Origin of the sequence: Streptosporangium brasiliense, from assembly GCF_030811595.1 — a bacterium.
Lineage (GTDB): Bacteria > Actinomycetota > Actinomycetes > Streptosporangiales > Streptosporangiaceae > Streptosporangium > Streptosporangium brasiliense.
On the sequence record NZ_JAUSRB010000002.1, the window covers coordinates 8,101,097 to 8,117,463 of the forward strand.

20 protein-coding genes are annotated in these 16,367 nt (G+C 70.3%); 10 read left to right on the forward strand and 10 right to left on the reverse strand.

All coding sequences use genetic code 11. From position 1 onward, the window contains the following. Positions 1-15: 15 nt before the first annotated feature. The 3 genes from J2S55_RS46220 (at position 16) to J2S55_RS46230 (ending at position 3,205) form a co-directional block, all read left to right on the forward strand. Positions 16-573, forward strand: a complete 558-nt coding sequence (locus J2S55_RS46220) for a carboxymuconolactone decarboxylase family protein (protein WP_306874842.1) — start codon at positions 16-18, stop codon at positions 571-573. Positions 574-665: 92 nt separating this feature from the next. Next, positions 666-1,652, forward strand: coding sequence for a D-alanyl-D-alanine carboxypeptidase family protein (locus tag J2S55_RS46225; RefSeq protein ID WP_306874845.1), 987 nt, complete (start codon positions 666-668; stop codon positions 1,650-1,652). A gap of 140 nt (positions 1,653-1,792) precedes the next feature. After that, positions 1,793-3,205, forward strand: a complete 1,413-nt coding sequence (locus J2S55_RS46230) for a serine hydrolase domain-containing protein (protein WP_306874848.1) — start codon at positions 1,793-1,795, stop codon at positions 3,203-3,205. A gap of 74 nt (positions 3,206-3,279) precedes the next feature. Here J2S55_RS46230 and J2S55_RS46235 read toward each other — a convergent pair whose 3' ends face one another. Further along, positions 3,280-3,627 carry an MmcQ/YjbR family DNA-binding protein gene (locus J2S55_RS46235; RefSeq protein ID WP_306874851.1) on the reverse strand — a complete coding sequence of 116 codons (348 nt, stop codon included), beginning with the start codon at positions 3,625-3,627 and terminating at the stop codon, positions 3,280-3,282. Next, positions 3,624-4,052, reverse strand: a complete 429-nt coding sequence (locus J2S55_RS46240; RefSeq protein WP_306875904.1) for a MarR family winged helix-turn-helix transcriptional regulator — start codon at positions 4,050-4,052, stop codon at positions 3,624-3,626. Before J2S55_RS46240 ends, J2S55_RS46235 begins: the two co-directional genes overlap by 4 nt. 99 nt (positions 4,053-4,151) lie before the next feature. Between J2S55_RS46240 and J2S55_RS46245 the strand changes: the two genes are divergently transcribed. After that, positions 4,152-4,562: an organic hydroperoxide resistance protein gene (locus tag J2S55_RS46245; RefSeq protein ID WP_306874854.1), complete on the forward strand. Its 411-nt coding sequence runs from the start codon at positions 4,152-4,154 to the stop codon at positions 4,560-4,562. A 3-nt stretch (positions 4,563-4,565) separates the two neighbouring features. Here J2S55_RS46245 and J2S55_RS46250 read toward each other — a convergent pair whose 3' ends face one another. Further along, positions 4,566-4,934, reverse strand: coding sequence for a DUF2203 domain-containing protein (locus J2S55_RS46250; protein WP_306874858.1), 369 nt, complete (start codon positions 4,932-4,934; stop codon positions 4,566-4,568). 208 nt (positions 4,935-5,142) lie between these two features. Then, a complete protein-coding gene (locus J2S55_RS46255; protein WP_306874861.1) occupies positions 5,143-6,537 on the reverse strand; it encodes a cation:dicarboxylate symporter family transporter in 1,395 nt (464 codons plus the stop codon). A gap of 132 nt (positions 6,538-6,669) precedes the next feature. Here J2S55_RS46255 and J2S55_RS46260 point away from each other — a divergent pair, with 132 nt between their 5' ends. The 3 genes from J2S55_RS46260 (at position 6,670) to J2S55_RS46270 (ending at position 9,346) form a co-directional block, all read left to right on the forward strand. Next, positions 6,670-8,253, forward strand: a complete 1,584-nt coding sequence (locus J2S55_RS46260) for a sensor histidine kinase (RefSeq protein ID WP_306875907.1) — start codon at positions 6,670-6,672, stop codon at positions 8,251-8,253. Further along, positions 8,250-8,921 carry a response regulator gene (locus tag J2S55_RS46265; RefSeq protein ID WP_306874864.1) on the forward strand — a complete coding sequence of 224 codons (672 nt, stop codon included), beginning with the start codon at positions 8,250-8,252 and terminating at the stop codon, positions 8,919-8,921. Before J2S55_RS46260 ends, J2S55_RS46265 begins: the two co-directional genes overlap by 4 nt. 80 nt (positions 8,922-9,001) lie before the next feature. Then, positions 9,002-9,346, forward strand: a complete 345-nt coding sequence (locus J2S55_RS46270) for an STAS domain-containing protein (protein WP_306874867.1) — start codon at positions 9,002-9,004, stop codon at positions 9,344-9,346. On the opposite strand, the gene J2S55_RS46275 is transcribed toward J2S55_RS46270, so the two are convergent. Continuing rightward, positions 9,347-9,571, reverse strand: coding sequence for an HGxxPAAW family protein (locus J2S55_RS46275; RefSeq protein WP_306874870.1), 225 nt, complete (start codon positions 9,569-9,571; stop codon positions 9,347-9,349). Positions 9,572-9,598: 27 nt separating this feature from the next. Continuing rightward, on the reverse strand, positions 9,599-10,045 hold the full coding sequence (locus J2S55_RS46280; protein ID WP_306874873.1) for a MarR family winged helix-turn-helix transcriptional regulator: 447 nt from the start codon (positions 10,043-10,045) through the stop codon (positions 9,599-9,601). A gap of 81 nt (positions 10,046-10,126) precedes the next feature. Here J2S55_RS46280 and J2S55_RS46285 point away from each other — a divergent pair, with 81 nt between their 5' ends. Continuing rightward, positions 10,127-10,309 (forward strand): hypothetical protein, encoded by a 183-nt coding sequence (locus tag J2S55_RS46285; RefSeq protein WP_306874876.1) that lies wholly within the window; start codon positions 10,127-10,129, stop codon positions 10,307-10,309. Between the two features lie 18 nt (positions 10,310-10,327). Here J2S55_RS46285 and J2S55_RS46290 read toward each other — a convergent pair whose 3' ends face one another. The 3 genes from J2S55_RS46290 to J2S55_RS46300 are packed head-to-tail and all read right to left on the reverse strand — an operon-like array spanning position 10,328 to position 13,324. Continuing rightward, positions 10,328-11,140: a carbohydrate ABC transporter permease gene (locus J2S55_RS46290; RefSeq protein WP_306874879.1), complete on the reverse strand. Its 813-nt coding sequence runs from the start codon at positions 11,138-11,140 to the stop codon at positions 10,328-10,330. Then, positions 11,133-12,062 (reverse strand): carbohydrate ABC transporter permease, encoded by a 930-nt coding sequence (locus tag J2S55_RS46295; RefSeq protein WP_306874882.1) that lies wholly within the window; start codon positions 12,060-12,062, stop codon positions 11,133-11,135. The genes J2S55_RS46290 and J2S55_RS46295 overlap by 8 nt, the downstream gene beginning before the upstream one ends. Before the next feature lie 5 nt (positions 12,063-12,067). Then, entirely contained in the window at positions 12,068-13,324 is a 1,257-nt protein-coding gene (locus J2S55_RS46300; RefSeq protein ID WP_306874885.1) for an ABC transporter substrate-binding protein, read from the reverse strand. 115 nt (positions 13,325-13,439) lie between these two features. Between J2S55_RS46300 and J2S55_RS46305 the strand changes: the two genes are divergently transcribed. Next, on the forward strand, positions 13,440-14,612 hold the full coding sequence (locus J2S55_RS46305; RefSeq protein WP_306874889.1) for a Gfo/Idh/MocA family protein: 1,173 nt from the start codon (positions 13,440-13,442) through the stop codon (positions 14,610-14,612). A gap of 241 nt (positions 14,613-14,853) precedes the next feature. On the opposite strand, the gene J2S55_RS46310 is transcribed toward J2S55_RS46305, so the two are convergent. Next, positions 14,854-15,984: an ROK family protein gene (locus J2S55_RS46310; protein ID WP_306874892.1), complete on the reverse strand. Its 1,131-nt coding sequence runs from the start codon at positions 15,982-15,984 to the stop codon at positions 14,854-14,856. Between the two features lie 157 nt (positions 15,985-16,141). Here J2S55_RS46310 and J2S55_RS46315 point away from each other — a divergent pair, with 157 nt between their 5' ends. Further along, positions 16,142-16,336 (forward strand): DUF5302 domain-containing protein, encoded by a 195-nt coding sequence (locus J2S55_RS46315; RefSeq protein ID WP_306874895.1) that lies wholly within the window; start codon positions 16,142-16,144, stop codon positions 16,334-16,336. The last annotated feature ends 31 nt before the right edge of the window (positions 16,337-16,367 follow it).

Genomic DNA, 16,367 nt, shown 5'->3' on the forward strand with positions numbered 1-16,367 from the left:
ATCGACAGGAGGCCCATGCCGCACATCGACCTGCCCACCGACGCCCCCGGAATCGGCGGCCTGTTCCGCTACCGGCCACAGACCGCCCTCCCCATGTCCCAGCTCGCCGAGGTGTTGCTGCGCGGCGAGCACTCCCTGTCCCGGGGCGAACGCGAGCTGATCGCGACGTACGTGTCCTCGCTCAACGACTGCGGGTTCTGCAGCCGCTCGCACGCGGCGTTCGCCGCCGCGCAGCTCCCCGGCGGCATGGACCTGGTCTGCCAGGTCGCCGACGACCCGGACGGCGCCCCCGTCTCCGACAAGCTGAAGGCGCTGCTGGAGATCGCCGGCGCCGTCCAGCGCGGCGGCCTGGAGGTCACCCCCGACCACGTCGAGGCCGCGCGGAAGTCCGGGGCCACGGACCTGGAGATCCACGACACCGTGCTGATCGCGGCCGCGTTCTGCATGTACAACCGCTACGTCGACGGCCTGGCCGCGCTCACCCCCGAGGAGCCCGCCGTCTACAAGACGATCGCCGACCGCATCGTGAACAGGGGATACATGACCATCGCACCCGCCGGCCCCACCGGCTGAGGGGTCCGGCGGTCCTCGATCTCACGGCCCCGGCGGCGGGGCTCCCGGCCACCAGGGGGGCGCCGCCGCCGGGATCTGGTAGGCATTTGCGCGTGACGCGTTTCCTGACAATCCTCGCGACGGCCCTCCCCCTCCTGGCGGCCACCGGCCCGGTGTCCGCCGCCTCCCCCGCCAGGCCGCACGTCCCGGCCGGGATGACCGCCGGATACGCGGTCTTCGACCGGCAGGCCGGCAAGGTCACCGCCCACCGCAACGTGCACCGGAAGTTCCGGTCCGCGTCGGTGGTGAAGATCCTGATCGCGATCGACTACCTGGAGTCGCACAAGAACGTCCCCAAGAGCGACCTGGCGCTCCTGAAGGTCATGCTGCGGGTCAGCGACGACGACGCGGCGAGCTCCTTCTGGGACCGGGGCGGCAAGGGACAGATCATCAAGCGGATGGCGCGCAAGCTGCGGCTGACCGACACCACTCCCCCGCCGGCCGGCTGGCCCGGGTTCTGGGGCTACACCTCGATCAGCGCGCTGGACATCGTCCGCACCTACCGCTACCTGCTCGACCAGGCGGACCCGGAGGTCAGCGGCCTCGTCCTCGGCCACCTGCGCAAGGCCGGCCAGTGCGGCTCCGACGGCTTCGACCAGTATTTCGGCATCCCCCGCGGGGTCGCCCGCCCGTGGGCGGTCAAGCAGGGCTGGTCGGGGTACGGCTCGACGCCCCCGGTCCGGTGCCGGCAGAGCGGCGCTCCCGGATCCGTACCGGCCGCGGGCACGGCCCAGAACACGCCGGACACGGACACGGCACAGACCACGGCGGCGGCCGGGGCGTCCTCGTTCTCGGCGCACATCACGGCCGCGCAGGCCGGGAGCACGACACAGGCCCCGGCCACCTCGCCGGCGTCGGCCGGGGGCGCCGGGGTCCCCGACTTCGGCCATCCGGTGCTGCACACCACCGGGCTCGTCGGCCCGGGAGAACGGTGGATCATGGTCCTGCTCACCGCCCACCCCACCGGGACCACCTGGCAGCGCTCCACCGGCCAGGTGACCAGGCTGGCCGGTGAGGTCCATCGCAGCGGGACCTCGTGATCCCGGGGTCGCCGGGCCGGCCCGCCGGCCGGCCCCCAGCCTGGCAACGCCCCCGGTGAACCTGATCCACGAGACCGCGAGAATGCTGAAATGGCTGGTTCCCCCGGTACCGCTCATCGGCGCGGTGCTCAGCTCCTGGGGTGAAGGCCGTGATGCCGACGATGAGGGTTTCCCAGGCGAAGAACGGACCGAGCGCGCGCCACGGAGGACGTCGTCCCCGGAAGTCGCGCCTCACCCGCATCGCCGGGCTCGTGCCTTGCGCCGCCCTCTTGATCGCGAGCTGCTCACTCACCTCCGGGCCGACGGCCACGGCACTGTCGGACACGGCGATCGGGCCGGCCCGTTCATCACGGCCCGGCACGCCGACCGCACCCCCCTCCGCACCGAGGCGGCCGGCGCTGAAGCCCGTCGATCCGGCCGCGTTCCAGGCCGCCGTGGACGCCGCCGCCAAGAAGCTGCTGGTCCCCGGGGCGGTGGTCCTGCTACGCACCCCGCAGGGGAACTTCGAAGCGATGGTCGGCACCACGGAGCTGGGCACGCAGACGCCGCCGGATGCGGACACCCATGTCCGGATCGCCTCGAACACCAAGACCATGACATCGGCGCTGATCGTGCTGCTTGCCCAGGAGGGCAAGCTCCGGCTCGACGATCCGGTGTCCAAATACGTCCCGGATGTGCCCAACGGCAAGAACATCACCATCGCAGAGCTGCTGAAGATGCGGAGCGGGCTTTACAACTACACGGACGCGCCCGAGTTGGCGGCGGCCCTGGACGCCGACCCGACGAAGGTCTGGACACCGCAGGAGGTGCTGGCCATCGCGTTCCGGCACCCGCCCCGGTTCCCGCCCGGCACGTCCTACGACTACAGCAACACCGACTACGCATTGCTGGGTCTGACAGCCGAGAAGGCCGGTGGGCGCTCATTGGCCCAGCAATTGCAGGACCGACTGTTCGGCCCGCTCGGGCTGCGGCAGACCTCGCTTCCCGCCGCCGACGACAGCTCCATCCCGGATCGCTACTCGCACGGTTACATGTACGGCGGGTCCTCCTACGCGCTGGTCGACAAGCGGTACCCCGCCGACATGCGGACCGCCGCGCGGAACGGAACACTCCGGCCCGTCGACTACACCGACCAGAACCCCTCCTACGCCACCGCCGCCGGTGGCGCCGTCTCCACCGCGGACAATCTGGCCACGTGGATCCGGGCACTGGTCTCCGGCAAGGTCTTGAACGCCGAATACCAGCGACAATGGCTCCACAGCCTGCAACCCGAGGACACGGGCACACCGGATGGGCGGCGATACGGTTACGGCATCGCCTATCAACGTTTCGGGCCGAACGCCTCGATGTACTACCACGGCGGTGAACTTCCGGGCTTCAACTCGTTCATCGGCTACGACGCGGACAACGACGTGACGCTCGTGATCTGGACGAACCTGACCCTGTCGCCGGACGGCAGGACCACGGCGAACGCCCTGCTGCCAACGGTTCTCGACGAGATCTACGTCGGGCTGTCGCTGTCGCCCGCACCATCCCCCACCACCACCAGGTGATGCGGTCCGACATGCCGTCGTCGCCGTGGTACATGGTCATCACGGGTCGCACGGCCTGCCGGAAAGCCATACCGTCAGGCGGTCCGCCGGCCAAGGAGTGAATGCATGCGCTTGGGCACGGCCATCCGCCACGCCTCCTCGACCAGCTCCCGCATCTCGGGCCCGTCGATCGCCTCCAGCCACACCTGGACCCAGTTGTAGCGCTCGTCGGAGGGCCGGGGCAGGTGGAACTTCCCCGGCTCGGCCGCGATCAGCGCGGCCCTCTCCTCCTTGGGGAAGGCGAACCCCATGGAGGTCTCGTCCGGCGAGATCGCGACGTAGACGATCCTGCCCACCCGGAACGTCACCCGGTCCCTGACGAGCCTCTCCTCGGTCCGGGGCAGCTCCATGGCCACGCGGCGGACGTCGTCACCTGTGATCATCGGGACGCCCCGTCGAGGGCGGCGGTGAGGCGGCGCAGCGTGCGCTGCAGATCGAGCAGCTCGGCGAGGTCGAGACCGGTGGCCTCGAAGATCCTGCCGGGGACCTCCAGCGCCGGCTCCCTCAGCCCGGCCCCCTCGGGCGTGAGCCGTACCAGCACGGAGCGCTCGTCGTCGGCGCTGCGCTCCCGGCGCACCAGCCCCGCCGCCTCCAGCCTCTTGAGCAGCGGCGACAGCGTGCCCGAGTCGAGGCGCAGGGCCGTACCGAGCTCCTTGACCGTCACCGGCTGGCGCTCCCAGAGCACCATCATCGCCAGATACTGCGGATAGGTCAGGCCGAGCTCGCGCAGCTCCTTGCGGTAGACACCGTCCAGCGCCCGCGACGCGGCGTGCACGTCGAAGCAGAACTGGTTCTCCAGCAGCAGCATCGTCACGGCACGCAGTATATCAACTTGACTGCATCCAATTTGATTGCGCACAATTCAGTTGCAGGCAATCAATATGCCCTCGATCCCCCGGGAGAACCCATGAGCACGCTCTACACGGCCGCCGCCACCGCCTCCGGACGCGAGGGACGGGCGGTGTCCTCGGACAACCGTCTCGACGTGACGCTCGCCCCACCGAAGGAGCTCGGCGGCTCCGGCGAGGGCACCAACCCCGAGCAGCTGTTCGCGGCGGGCTACGCCGCCTGTTTCGCCGGCGCGCTGCAGTTGGTCGCCAAGCGCGAGAGGCTCGACGCCTCCGACGCCTCGGTGACGGCCGAGGTGGGCCTGGTGCCCGACGGCAGGGCCTACGGGCTGACCGTGACGCTGCGCGTGGAGCTCCCCGATGACCTGCGGGGCGAGGCCGGCACCGCCCTGGTCGAGGCCGCCCACCAGGTCTGCCCCTACTCCAACGCCACCCGGGGCAACATCCCGGTCAACCTGGTGATCGAGTGACGGTCACGTCCGGAGGAGGGGGCGGCGGCCGGCGAAGCCGAGATCCTCGCGGTGATACCAGGCCAGGTCGCGGTCCCCTTCGAGCCAGCACAGCAGGACCGGCACCCCGTCGAGCACCGAGGGGAAGTCCAGCAGCAGGGGCGCGACCCCCTTGATCTCGATCCCCCGCGCCTCGAACCAGCCGAGGATCTCATCCAGCCGCGCCTCCAGCGCCTTCGCCTCCGGCAGACCGCCGGACTCCGAGGCCCCGTGCTCGCGCAGGTCCCGCGCGAGCACGGCGAGGTCGCCCCGCAGGCTCACGAACTCGTCGGCCCGCTCCAGCAGCGCCGGCATCAGCGCCCGCGCCTCCTCGACGGTGAAGGTCCTGTCCACCCCTGAACGTTAGCGCCTCGCCGCGGGTCCGGCCCGCGGGCCGCGCGGTCCCGCCCCGGCTCGAACACCTCCGTCCGGATCCTGTCCCGCCTGGGCGTCGACCTGTGCCGGCCGGCCGGAGAGCTCGACTTCCTGCGCCGACCGGCCCGACACGGCCCGCCGGAGCCCCCGCGCCCCGCACCGGCGACCCCGGCGCGGAGGGCGACGGCTACACCGGCGACGTCTCCGGGTCGTCGGAACGCCCGGCCGGCGCGGCGGACGCGTCCTGGCCGGAACGCCCGGCCGGCGGGGTGGATGTCTCCGGATCGGGCCGTCCGGCCGACGGGCCGGATGCGTCCCGGCCGGGCGCGTCCTCGTCCAGCAGGGTGGTCTCGTCGAAGGGGATGCGGCCGGCCAGCACCTCGGCCGCGCGCTCCCGGTCGAACTCGCCGGTCCAGGTGCCGACCAGGACGGTGGCGACCGCGTTTCCGGCGAAGTTGGTCAGGGCCCGGGCCTCGGACATGAAGCGGTCGATGCCGACGATCAGGCCGACGCCGTCGACGAGGTCGGGCCGGTGGGACTGCAGGCCGCCGGCGAGGGTGGCCAGGCCCGCGCCGGTGACCCCGGCGGCCCCCTTGGAGGCGATGATCATGAAGAGCAGCAGGGAGATCTGCTCGCCGAGCGAGAGCGGGGCGCCGGTGGCGCTCGCGATGAACAGGGTCGCCATCGTCAGGTAGATGGCGGTGCCGTCGAGGTTGAAGGAGTAGCCGGTCGGCACGGTGATGCCCACGACGGGACGGCTCACGCCGAGGTGCTCCATCTTGGCGATCAGCCGCGGCAGGGCCGACTCCGAGGAGGAGGTGCCCAGGATGAGCAGGAACTCCCGGCCGAGGTAGCGCAACAGGGACACCAGGCTGACCCCGGCGACCAGCCGGAGCATCGGCCCGAGCACGCCCAGCACGAACAGCAGGCAGGTCGTGTAGAAGGCGAGCATGATGACGCCGAGGCTCTTGAGCGCGTCCACGCCGGTGGCGCCGACGACCGCGGCCATCGCGCCGAAGGCGCCGACCGGGGCGGCCCACATGATCATGGCGAGGATCCGGAAGACGAGCCGCTGGATGTGCGCGACGCCGGCCAGGACGGGCGCGCCCCGCGCCCCCATGGCCTGCAGGGCGAATCCGGCGAGCAGGGCCACCAGCAGGGTCTGCAGCACCTGCCCCTCGGTGAACGCCGACACCAGCGTGGTGGGGATCATCCCGAGCAGGAACGTCACCGTGTCGTTCTCGCCGCCCTTGGCCGCCTCGGTCTCGGCGGCCTTGCGCAGCTCGTCGGTGAGCTGCAGGCCCTGGCCGGGGTCGACCAGGTTGCCCACGACCAGGCCGATGGCCAGCGCGACGGTCGACATGACGAGGAAGTAGCCGAGCGCCAGGCCACCGACCCGGCCGACCTTGGCGGCCTGGGTGACCGATCCGACGCCGAGCACGATGGTGCAGAAGATGATCGGGCTGATCATCATCTTGATCAGGGCGACGAACGCCGTGCCCAGGGGTTTCAGCTCCTTGCCGAGCTCGGGGGCCGCGAGCCCGATGACGACCCCGGCGGCCACGGCAAGAATTACCGCCATATAGAGATATTTAGTGCGATCTCTGGACATAGTGGACACTCAGTCTTCCCGGTCTAGACGGAAACTCCGGTCGAGCGACTATGCGTCGGCGGTGTGATCTGGGTCACCATTGCGTACATTTTGGTCGTGGACATGAGGGAGCTGCCGGAGCGGATGCGGCGCTGGAGCCTGGCCGGGCAGATGCTGGCACTGCAGATCGTCGTCGTCGGGATCACCGCGGCGGGAGGCACGGCGCTGGCCGCCCTCCAGGCCGGCGACCTGCTCACCGACGAGGCCGCCGGGAGGGCCGAGGCGGTGGCCGTCAGCGTGGCCGACTCCCCCTCGGTCCTGGCCGCCCTCGGCGACTCCGCCACGCTCCAGCCGTACGCGGAGCGGGTCCGGCGGGAGACCGGGGTCGACTTCATCACGATCATGAGCACCGGCGGGCTCCGTTACACCCATCCCAATCCGGCCCAGATCGGCCGCCGCTTCCTCGGCAACACCGGGCCCGCCCTGCGGGGCCGGACCTTCACCGAGACCTACACCGGCACCCTCGGCTCCTCGGTGCGCGCCGTCGCCCCGGTGCGCGACGCCGGCGGCGGGGTGCGGGCCCTGGTCAGCGCGGGAATCACGGTCGAGAAGATCAGTGTCAGGCTCCGCGGGCAGGTCGCCGGCGCCGTGTTCATCGGGCTGCTCGGCCTGTCCGCCGGCGGCGCGGGCGCCTACCTGGTCGGCAGCCGGCTGCGCCGCCAGACCCACGGGATGGGCCCCGCCGAGCTCAGCCGGATGTACGAGTACCACGACGCGATCCTGCACGCCGTACGGGAGGGGCTGCTGCTGGTCGACGGCGCGGGCCGGCTGACGCTGTGCAACGACGGCGCCCGGGAGCTCCTCGGCCTGCCCGGCGATGCGGACGGACGGCACGTCGGCGAGCTGGGCCTGCCCGCCTCCCTCGCCGGGCTGCTGGCGAGCGGGGAGAGCCGGAGCGACGAGATCCACCTGACCGGGGAGCGGACGCTCGTGGTGAACGTCGCAGTGGTCCGCTCCGGCAACCGCTCGCTCGGCACCGTGGTGACCTTGCGCGACCACACCGAGCTGCAGGCCCTGACCGGGCAGCTCGACGCCGAGCGCGGCTTCGCCGACTCCCTGCGCGCCGCCGCGCACGAGTCGGCCAACCGGCTGCACACCGTCATCACCCTCGTCGAGCTGGGCCGTACCGAGCAGGCGGTGGCCTTCGCGACCGCGGAGCTGAGGGCGGCGCAGCAGCTCACCGACCGGGTGATGGGCGCGGTCCGCGAGCCGGTCCTCGCGGCGCTGCTGCTGGGCAAGAGCGCCGAGGCGGCCGAGCGCGGCGTGGAGCTGGCGATCAGCCCGGACACCGGGCTCGACGACATCGGCCTGGACGGCCGGGATCTGGTGACGATCCTCGGCAACCTGATAGACAACGCGGTGGAGGCGGCCGTGTCGGGGGTCCCCCCGGCCCGGGTGGACGTCCGCCTGCTGGCCGACGAGACGACCTTCCTGATCAGCGTGGCCGACAGCGGCCCGGGGCTGGACGCGGTGACGGCGCGGGAGGCGTTCCGGCGGGGCTGGACCACCAAGGGCGACGGCCGCGGCCTCGGGCTGGCCATGGTGGGACAGGCGGTCCGCCGCCTGGGCGGCGCGATCGACGTCGGTGGCGGGCCCGGAGCGGTGTTCACCGTACGGCTGCCGCTGCGCGCGGAGGGACTTTCATGATCTCGGTGCTGGTCGTCGAGGACGAGGAGATCACCGCCGAGGCCAACCGCCTCTACGTGGAGCGGGTGCCCGGCTTCCGGGTGGAGGGGATGGCCAGGTCCGGCGGGGAGGCGCTGCGCTACCTGCGGCGGCGTCCGGTGGAGCTGATCCTGCTCGACCTCTACCTGCCCGACATGCACGGGCTGGAGGTGTGCCGGGCCCTGCGGGCGGCGGGCGTCCTGTCCGACGTCATCGCGGTCACCTCGGCGCGCGACCTGTCGGTCGTCAGGTCCGCGGTCTCCGTCGGCGTGGCGCAGTATCTGCTCAAGCCCTTCACCTTCGCCTCGCTGAGCGAGAAGCTCACGCGCTACGCGGAGTTCCGGTCGTCGGTGGAGGGCTCGGGCGAGGCCGGCGGCCAGGGCGAGGTCGACCGCGCGCTGGCCGCCCTGCGCGGCCCGGTGCGCAGCCCGCTGCCGAAGGGGATGACCCCGGCCACCCTCGACGCCGTGCTGGCGGAGTTGCGCGGCGCCCCGGCGGGGATGTCGGCGCAGGCGGCGGCGGCCGCGATCGGCATCTCACGGGTGACCGCCCGCCGCTATCTGGAGCATCTGACCGACAGTGGCGTCGCCCGCAGGATCCCGCAGTACGGTGGGGTCGGGCGGCCCGAGCTGCTCTATCGAATCGTTTGAACGCCGATGCGTCAGCAGGGCCGTGGACCTGATAGGACAGAGGCAGCCCGCCCTGCCACCCGCGGGCGGAGGAGCAGAGCATGGCCTTTTTCACGGTTTCGACAAGCCGGCACGGCACGGTGTGCGTCGTCCAGGCGAGCGGGGAGCTCGACTACGGCAACGCCTCCGTCCTCCGCGACGAGATGACCAAGGTGTGGGAGCCCGAAGCCCCCTCCACGATCGTCATCGACGTCGCGGCGCTGACCTTCTGCGACTCCACCGGTGTCGCAGAACTGATCGTGAGCCTCCGGCGGAGCCGGGCCGCGGGCACCCGCCTGGTCCTCGCCGGCGTTCACGGCACCCTGGAACGGATCCTGACCATCACCGGTCTGCGCTCCGCCTTCGAGCTCTCCCCCTCAGCCGAGGAAGCCCTGCGGGGGATGTGATCAGCTGGTGCGGTCCAGCGGCACCCGGGGCGCGTCCACGATCACGTCGGAGAAGATGTCGACCACCATGGCGATCACGCCACCGACGACGACGACCCCTGCCCCGGCCCAGAACAGCGTCCAGTTGGGGCCGACGCACAGGGCCACGCCGCCGATGGTGAACCCGATCAGAATGACGATCACCGCAAGCCAAGACTTGGGGCTTCCTCCGTGGCTTCCAGCCATGAGCCTTTCCTGTCCTCTCTGTGTGGATCAGCGATGCGCGCCGTTCGCGGCGGCGATCACCCTGGTCAGCGACCGGTGGAGCTCCTGCAGCTCCTCCAGTTCTATACCCAGGCGCTCGACGACGGACGGCGGAATCCTCTCAGCTTCGCTCCTCAGCTCCCGGCCCGCCGAGGTGAGCGTGACCGCCAGGACACGTTCGTCCCGGCTGTCGCGCTGCCGCCGGATGTAGCCGATCGCCTCAAGTCGTTTGAGGAGCGGGGACAGCGTACCGGGGTCGAGTTGCAGTAGCTTGCTCAGCTCCTTCACAGACAGCGGCGCCTGCTTCCAGAGCGCGAGCATCACCAGATACTGCGGATGGGTCAGGCCCAGAGGCTCCAGCAGGGGCCGGTAGACCCCGATGACGCTGCGCGAGGCAACGGCCAGGGCGAAACAGACCTGTCGCTCCAGGTCAAGTAGATCAGTCGTATCGCTCACACACCCCTCCCAGCCGACATAGTATGATATTTGGTGCACAAACTATTATGGCGCCAAGCATCGGTCCGCAAAAGGAGTCTCATGTTCCATCGCAAGCCGATCGAGGAACGGATCGCCGAGCGAGAGGCCCGGCGTCCGTCGCTCGCGGAGGGCAAACACTTCGAGCACGGGCCGGCGAAGTTCATCTTCATCTTCGTCATCGTGTTCGTGGTGATCGGTCACCTCGCCGGCCTGCTGCTGCTGATGGCCCTGGACCTGCACTGACCCGGGCCCGCCCGGGCGTCACTTGGACCCGGTGAAGGCGATCCCCTGGATCAGCTGCTTCTGCAGCACGACGAAGACCACGATGATCGGGGCGCTGGCCAGCAGGGACCCCGCCATCAGGACCGGATACTCGGTGAAGTGCTCGCCCTGCAGGGCCGAGAGGCCCGCCGACAGGGTCATCCGTTCCGGATCGGTGTTGACGATGAGCGGCCACATCAGGTCGTTCCAGGACCAGAGCACGGTCAGCACGCCGAGCGCCAGCAGGCCGGGCCTGGCCAGCGGCAGCATCACGCTCCAGAAGATCCGGAACGGGCTGGCCCCGTCGATCCTGGCCGCCTCCTCGACCTCCCCCGGCAGGTTGAGGAAGAACTGCCGGAGCATGAAGGTGCCGAACGCGCTGAACATGCCCGGCACGATGAGCCCCGGCAGGCTGTTCAGCCAGCCCAACTCCTGGACGATCTGGTACTGCGGGATCAGGAAGAGCTGGCTGGGCACCATCAGGACCGACAGCAGCACGATGAAGATCGCGTCCCGGCCCGGGAAGCGCAGCCGGGCGAACGCGTAGGCCGCCATCGAGCAGAACAGCAGTTGGGCGAGCGTCCGCCCGGTGGTCATCACGACCGTGTTGCCGAACTGCTGGAGGAACGGCGTGTCCTCGACGACCTTGGCGAAGTTCGACCACTGCCACGACGGGATCCAGGTCGGCGGGGTCCTGGTCGACTCCGTGAAGGACTTCAGCGAGGTGAGCACCTGCCAGAAGAACGGGGCCACCATCGCGGCGGCGCCGATCCCGAGCGTCAGGTGCACGGGCCACAGCCGGCCGCTACGCATAGTGCACCCACTTCTTCTGCATCCGGAACTGGACGACGGTGAGGACGAGGGTGATGAGCATCAGCACCACCGCCATGGCCGCGCCGTACCCCTTGGCCCCCTCCTCGAACGCCTTGTTGAAGAACAGCAGGACCACGGTCTTGTTGTCGGCGTAGGCGGGGTTGGCCTTGCCGAACATGAGATAGATCAGGTCGAACATCTGCAGGCCGCCGATGACGGTGAGCACCGACACGAAGAAGATGCTCGGCGACAGCAGCGGCAGCGTGATCCGGAAGAACTGGCGCACCGGCCCCGCCCCGTCGATGGAGGCGGCCTCGTACAGGTGGCGCGGGATGCCCTGCAGCCCGGCCATGAAGATCACCGCGTTGTAGCCGACGGACATCCAGATCCCGACCACGACGACCGCGTAGAGCGCGGTGGACGGCTCGGCGATCCACGACTTGCCCTGGACCCCGACGAGGGAGAGCAGGTAGTTGATCAGGCCGTAGTCGCCGTTGTAGAGCCACCGCCAGATCAGCGCCACCGCCGCGGGCATCGTCACCACCGGCAGGAAGTAGATCGTCCGGTAGAACGACACCAGGCGCAGGCCCCGGGCGTTGAGCAGGGCCGCGACCAGGATCGACAGCGGGATCCCGGCCAGGCTCCAGACGGCGTAGACGAAGGTGTTCTTCAACGCCTTGGCGTTCTCCGGGCCGGTGAACAGCTCGCGGTAGTTGGCGAGCCCGACCCAGGTGCTGTCCCCGAACAGGGTCCACTCGGTGAAGCTGTAGTACACCGACTGGACGACCGGCCACAGGTAGAACACCCCGAGGCCGAGGACGAGCGGCGCGATCATCGCGTAGCCCCAGAACCACTCCTGGTCCCGCAGCCGCCGGCGGGGTTCGGCGCGGGCGGCCGCCGCGCGTGCGACCGCCCCCTCCACGCCACTCACTCCTTGGCCAGCGCGGCGTTCATGGCCGTGGCGAGCTCCTTTGCCCCGGCTTCGAGGTCCTGGCCGCCGGAGAACGCCTTGGTGATCGCGTCCAGCTCCGCCGTCGACCAGGCGGCGGTGTTCTTGGAGATCGGGTACGGCACGCTGTCGTCGACCTGGTCCACGAAGACCTGCAGGTTGAACTTGGGCATCGACTTCACCCAGGTGTCGGCGAGCCCCTCGTAGGCGGGGATCACCGCGCCGGTCTCGGCCTGGATCCGGTTGGCCTGCTCGGAGGCGAGGAACTTCACGAACTCCCACGCCTCGGCCGGGTGCTCGGTCTTGGCGTAGATCACGTTGGCCAGGCCGTGGATGACGGTGGCCTTGCGCTTGGGGCCGGCCGGCAGCGGGGCCACGTCGGCGTTGAGGCCCTCGGTGCCGCTGTAGGTGGTGGCGTCGTAGGAGCCGTCGGTCCACATGGCCAGCTTGCCGTTCTGGAACAGCTCGACCGGGGAGGTGTCGGTCATCTGCTGCACCGTCGGCGAGGACTTCTCCTCGATGAGGTCCGACCAGAGCTTCAGGCCCTCGATGGTGGCCGGGTCGTCGTAGCCGGACTTCTTGCCGTCCGGGGAGACCACGTAGCCGCCCGCCTGGAAGATCGTGTTGTAGAAGACCTCCTGACCCCACGGCGCCGCCCCGATGCCGTAGACGCCCTTGGCCGGGTCGGACAGCTTCTTGGCGTTCTCGCGGAGGTCGTCCCAGGTCCAGGTGGCGTCGGGATACTTCACCCCGGCCTTGTCGAAGAGGTCCTTGTTGTACCAGAGGCCGACGGTGTCGTAGTCCTTGGGCAGGCCGTACTGCTTGCCGTCGAGGGTGTAGAGGTCGTTGAGCGACTTGGGGAACTTGGCGGTGTCCACCTTGTCGGCCGCGATCTTGTCGGAGATCGGGAGCAGCGCGCCCTGCGAGGCGTAGACGCCGAACCGGGGGCCGTTCATCCAGAACACGTCGGGGGCGCTGCCGCCGGCCGCGGAGGTCTGGAGCTTGGTGAAGTACTCCTTCAGCGGGGTGAACTGGATCTTCACCTCGATGTTCGGATGCGTCTTGGTGAACTCCTTGGCGATCTTGTCCATCGCCTGACCCTGGTTCTTCTCATCCCAGTAGCCGTAGGTGAGGGTGACCTTGCCGCCTGCTGACTCGCCCTCCGACGAGGAGCACGCCGCCGCTCCAGCCACGATCGCGCCGGCGCACAGAAGCGCCCACACCTTCCTGCTCATGTCGTCCCTATCTGTCCGAGCTGTACGAGTGAGTACGGAGGCTAGCGCCCATTTATGAAAATAACTAGGGTAAATGGAGCAACAGTGAGCAGAAGCGTGGCGAACAGGAGCGACTGTGAGGAACGACCTCCGCATCGGAGTAGCGGGATACGGCCTGAGGAGGTCACTGGCTCGCGAGGCACACCGTCCGGGCAACGGCAGCCGGGTGGTGGCGCTGTGCGACCCCGATCCCGCCGCCCAGCAGCGGGCCCGCGACGAGATCGGCTCTGACCTGCAGGTTACCGCCGACTTCGGGATGCTGCTGAACGACGACGTGGACGCGGTGATGATCCTCACTCCCGACCACACCCACGTGGAGCTGGCCGTCGCGGCGCTGAAGGCGGGCAAGGCGACCCTGGTGGAGAAGCCGCTGGCGATCACGGTCGAGGACTGCGACCTGATCCTGCGCACCGCCCGCGAGCAGCGTGCCCGGCTGTACGTGGGGCACAACATGCGCCACATGCCGGTCGTCCGGACCATGCGGCAACTGATCATGGAGGGGGCGATCGGCGAGGTCAGGGCCGTGTGGTGCCGTCACTTCGTCGGGCACGGCGGCGACTACTACTTCAAGGACTGGCACGCCGACCGGCGCAACACCACCGGGCTGCTGCTGCAGAAGGGCGCCCACGACATCGACGTCATCCACTGGCTGGCGGGCTCGCGGACCAGCCTGGTCACCGGCATGGGCGGGTTGACGGTCTACGGGCAGGTCACCGACCGCTCCGAGGGGCTCCCGGCGGACTGGTTCAGCCCGGCGACCAACTGGCCGCCGCTCGCCCAGCGCGGCCTGAACCCGGTGGTGGACGTCGAGGACCTCTCCATGGTGCACATGCGCCTGGAGAACGGCGTCCACGCCAGCTACGAGCAGTGCCACTTCACCCCGGACTACTGGCGCAACTACACCGTCATCGGCACGGCCGGCCGCCTGGAGAACTTCGGCGACCACGGCGAGGGCGCCGTCGTGCGGGTCTGGAACAGCGGGCGGCGCGGCTACGACCCCGAGGGGGACCTCCAGGTGCCGATCACGGCGGGCGTGGGCGGCCACGGCGGCGCGGACGAGGGTCTGATCAGCGAGTTCGTCCGCTTCGCCGTCGAAGGGGGAGCGACCGACACCTCCCCTGTCGCCGCGCGCGACAGCATCGCGGCGGGGCTGCACGCCACCGAGTCCCTGCGGGACGGCTCGACGCCCCGCCACGTCCCGCCCGTCTCCCCCGACCTGGCCGCGTACTTCGCCGCCGGCCAGGTCTGATAATTTCGGAACCTGTTTGGATAAAGCGCCCGTCGCCCGCACCACGGGCACGGGCCGTCCCGCGGGCCGGGGCACCGGGCGGACAGCACAGACCCGGGCGGACGGCAGGCGGGGAGCCGGGACGCGGACGGCACAGACCCGGGCGGACGGCACGGACCCCGGGCGGACCGGCCGGGCGGCAGGCGGACCGGCGGACGGCAGGCGGGGAGCCGGGGCGTGGACGGTCCGGCTCCCCGGGCGGTCAGGACGTCGCGCCGAACAGCGTCCGGTCGAGGTGGTCGAGGGCCAGCCGGACCGCGCCCAGCGCCACGGACTCGTTGCCGAGCCGGGAGGCCACGACCTCGGGCGGGTAGAGCGTGACCCGGTTCAGGTGCCGCTGGATGGGTTCGACGAGCAGCGAGCCGGCCTGGGACAGGCCGCCGCCGACCACGACCAGCTCCGGGTCGAGCGGGTTGACGATGGTGACCAGCCCCTCGGCCAGGCGGGTGGCGAACGCCTCCACCGCCCGCGCCGCCGCCTCGTCCCCGTCGCGCGCCCGGGCGACGGCGAACTCGGCCGACTGCCCGGGCGAGCGCAGCTCCCCGGGGTCGGCGGACATGGCGTAGTCGATCACGTTGCGGAAGGCGAGCCGGTAGCCGCTCGACTGGTCGCCGATCTCCCCGGAGGCGGCGTGGCTGCCCCGGTGCAGGGCCCCGCCGATCAGCAGACCCAGGCCGATCCTGTTGCCGGTGAACAGGTAGACGACGTCCCGGTAGCCCTTGGCGACGCCCCGCCAGTGCTCGGCGAGCACCGCCAAGCGCATGTCGTTCTCCACCAGGACCGGCACGGGGATCCGGCCGGCCAGCTCGGCCTGGAGCGCGACCCCGCTCCACTCGGGGATGGCCACGCTCTTGACCACCCGTCCCGCCTCGTCGACCACTCCGGTGGTGCCGACCGCGACCGCCGTCAGCTTCCCGCGGTCGACGACGCTCTCCTCGACGAGCGCGACGATGGCCTTGATCCGCTCGGCCGCGGGCAGCTCCGGGGAGACCGCGACCCTGCGGGTGGCGAGGATCTGCCCGTTGAGGTCGGCGGTGACGGCCAGCAGCTTGTAACCGCCGACGTCCACGCCGATCACGTGGCCCGCCGTCCCGTGGAAGCGGAAGCGCCGGGCCGGCCGGCCGCGCTGGCGGTCCCCCGGCTCCTCGGCGCACTCCTCGGCCCACTCCTTGGCCAGCAGATCCTCGACGATCCCCTCGGCCGTGGGCCGGGACACGCGTGCGGCCCGGGCGAGCTCGGTGAGGGTCACGATCTGCCCGTCCCGCAGGATCCGCAGGATCGCCGCCGAGTTCAGTTTGCGGAGCAGGGACGCGTCGCCGCTCTCCTGTCTCATTGCACCTCTCGACCTCGCTCGGAGACACTTCAGACGGTTATCCTACTTACATAAGAGTCTTACATATATCCGGCCAGCCAACTCCCCATTTCGGACGTGAGAGGATGATGATCCGGTTGGCCGGAGTTGGACTGCCCGCCCAGATCAGGAGGTCCGTATGTCTGACGTCACGCCGGAACCCGAGAGTTCCGAGGACGAGCTGAAGCGCAAGTTCCGTGAGGCTCTGGAGCGCAAGAAGACCGCCCAGACGGACGCCAACACCGGGGGCAAGGGGAAGAACGCCTCGAAGATCCACGGTGCGCACGGCCCGGTCGGAGGCAAGCGCTCCTTCCGCCGCAAGAGCGGCGGCTGAGCACCCCCGGGATCGGCCGGGCCGCACACCG

Bases quoted from the DNA above. Each gene is read 5' to 3' on its own strand.
- J2S55_RS46270 (WP_306874867.1), top strand. From the start codon at position 9,002: ATGGCCTTTTTCACGGTTTCGACAAGCCGGCACGGCACGGTGTGCGTC.
- J2S55_RS46315 (WP_306874895.1), top strand. From the start codon at position 16,142: ATGTCTGACGTCACGCCGGAACCCGAGAGTTCCGAGGACGAGCTGAAG.
- J2S55_RS46310 (WP_306874892.1), bottom strand. From the start codon at position 15,984: ATGAGACAGGAGAGCGGCGACGCGTCCCTGCTCCGCAAACTGAACTCG.
- J2S55_RS46275 (WP_306874870.1), bottom strand. From the start codon at position 9,571: ATGGCTGGAAGCCACGGAGGAAGCCCCAAGTCTTGGCTTGCGGTGATC.
- J2S55_RS46245 (WP_306874854.1), top strand. From the start codon at position 4,152: ATGAGCACGCTCTACACGGCCGCCGCCACCGCCTCCGGACGCGAGGGA.
- J2S55_RS46220 (WP_306874842.1), top strand. From the start codon at position 16: ATGCCGCACATCGACCTGCCCACCGACGCCCCCGGAATCGGCGGCCTG.
- J2S55_RS46255 (WP_306874861.1), bottom strand. From the start codon at position 6,537: ATGGCGGTAATTCTTGCCGTGGCCGCCGGGGTCGTCATCGGGCTCGCG.
- J2S55_RS46300 (WP_306874885.1), bottom strand. From the start codon at position 13,324: ATGAGCAGGAAGGTGTGGGCGCTTCTGTGCGCCGGCGCGATCGTGGCT.
- J2S55_RS46265 (WP_306874864.1), top strand. From the start codon at position 8,250: ATGATCTCGGTGCTGGTCGTCGAGGACGAGGAGATCACCGCCGAGGCC.
- J2S55_RS46290 (WP_306874879.1), bottom strand. From the start codon at position 11,140: ATGCGTAGCGGCCGGCTGTGGCCCGTGCACCTGACGCTCGGGATCGGC.
- J2S55_RS46285 (WP_306874876.1), top strand. From the start codon at position 10,127: ATGTTCCATCGCAAGCCGATCGAGGAACGGATCGCCGAGCGAGAGGCC.
- J2S55_RS46240 (WP_306875904.1), bottom strand. From the start codon at position 4,052: ATGCTGCTGCTGGAGAACCAGTTCTGCTTCGACGTGCACGCCGCGTCG.
- J2S55_RS46235 (WP_306874851.1), bottom strand. From the start codon at position 3,627: ATGATCACAGGTGACGACGTCCGCCGCGTGGCCATGGAGCTGCCCCGG.
- J2S55_RS46260 (WP_306875907.1), top strand. From the start codon at position 6,670: ATGAGGGAGCTGCCGGAGCGGATGCGGCGCTGGAGCCTGGCCGGGCAG.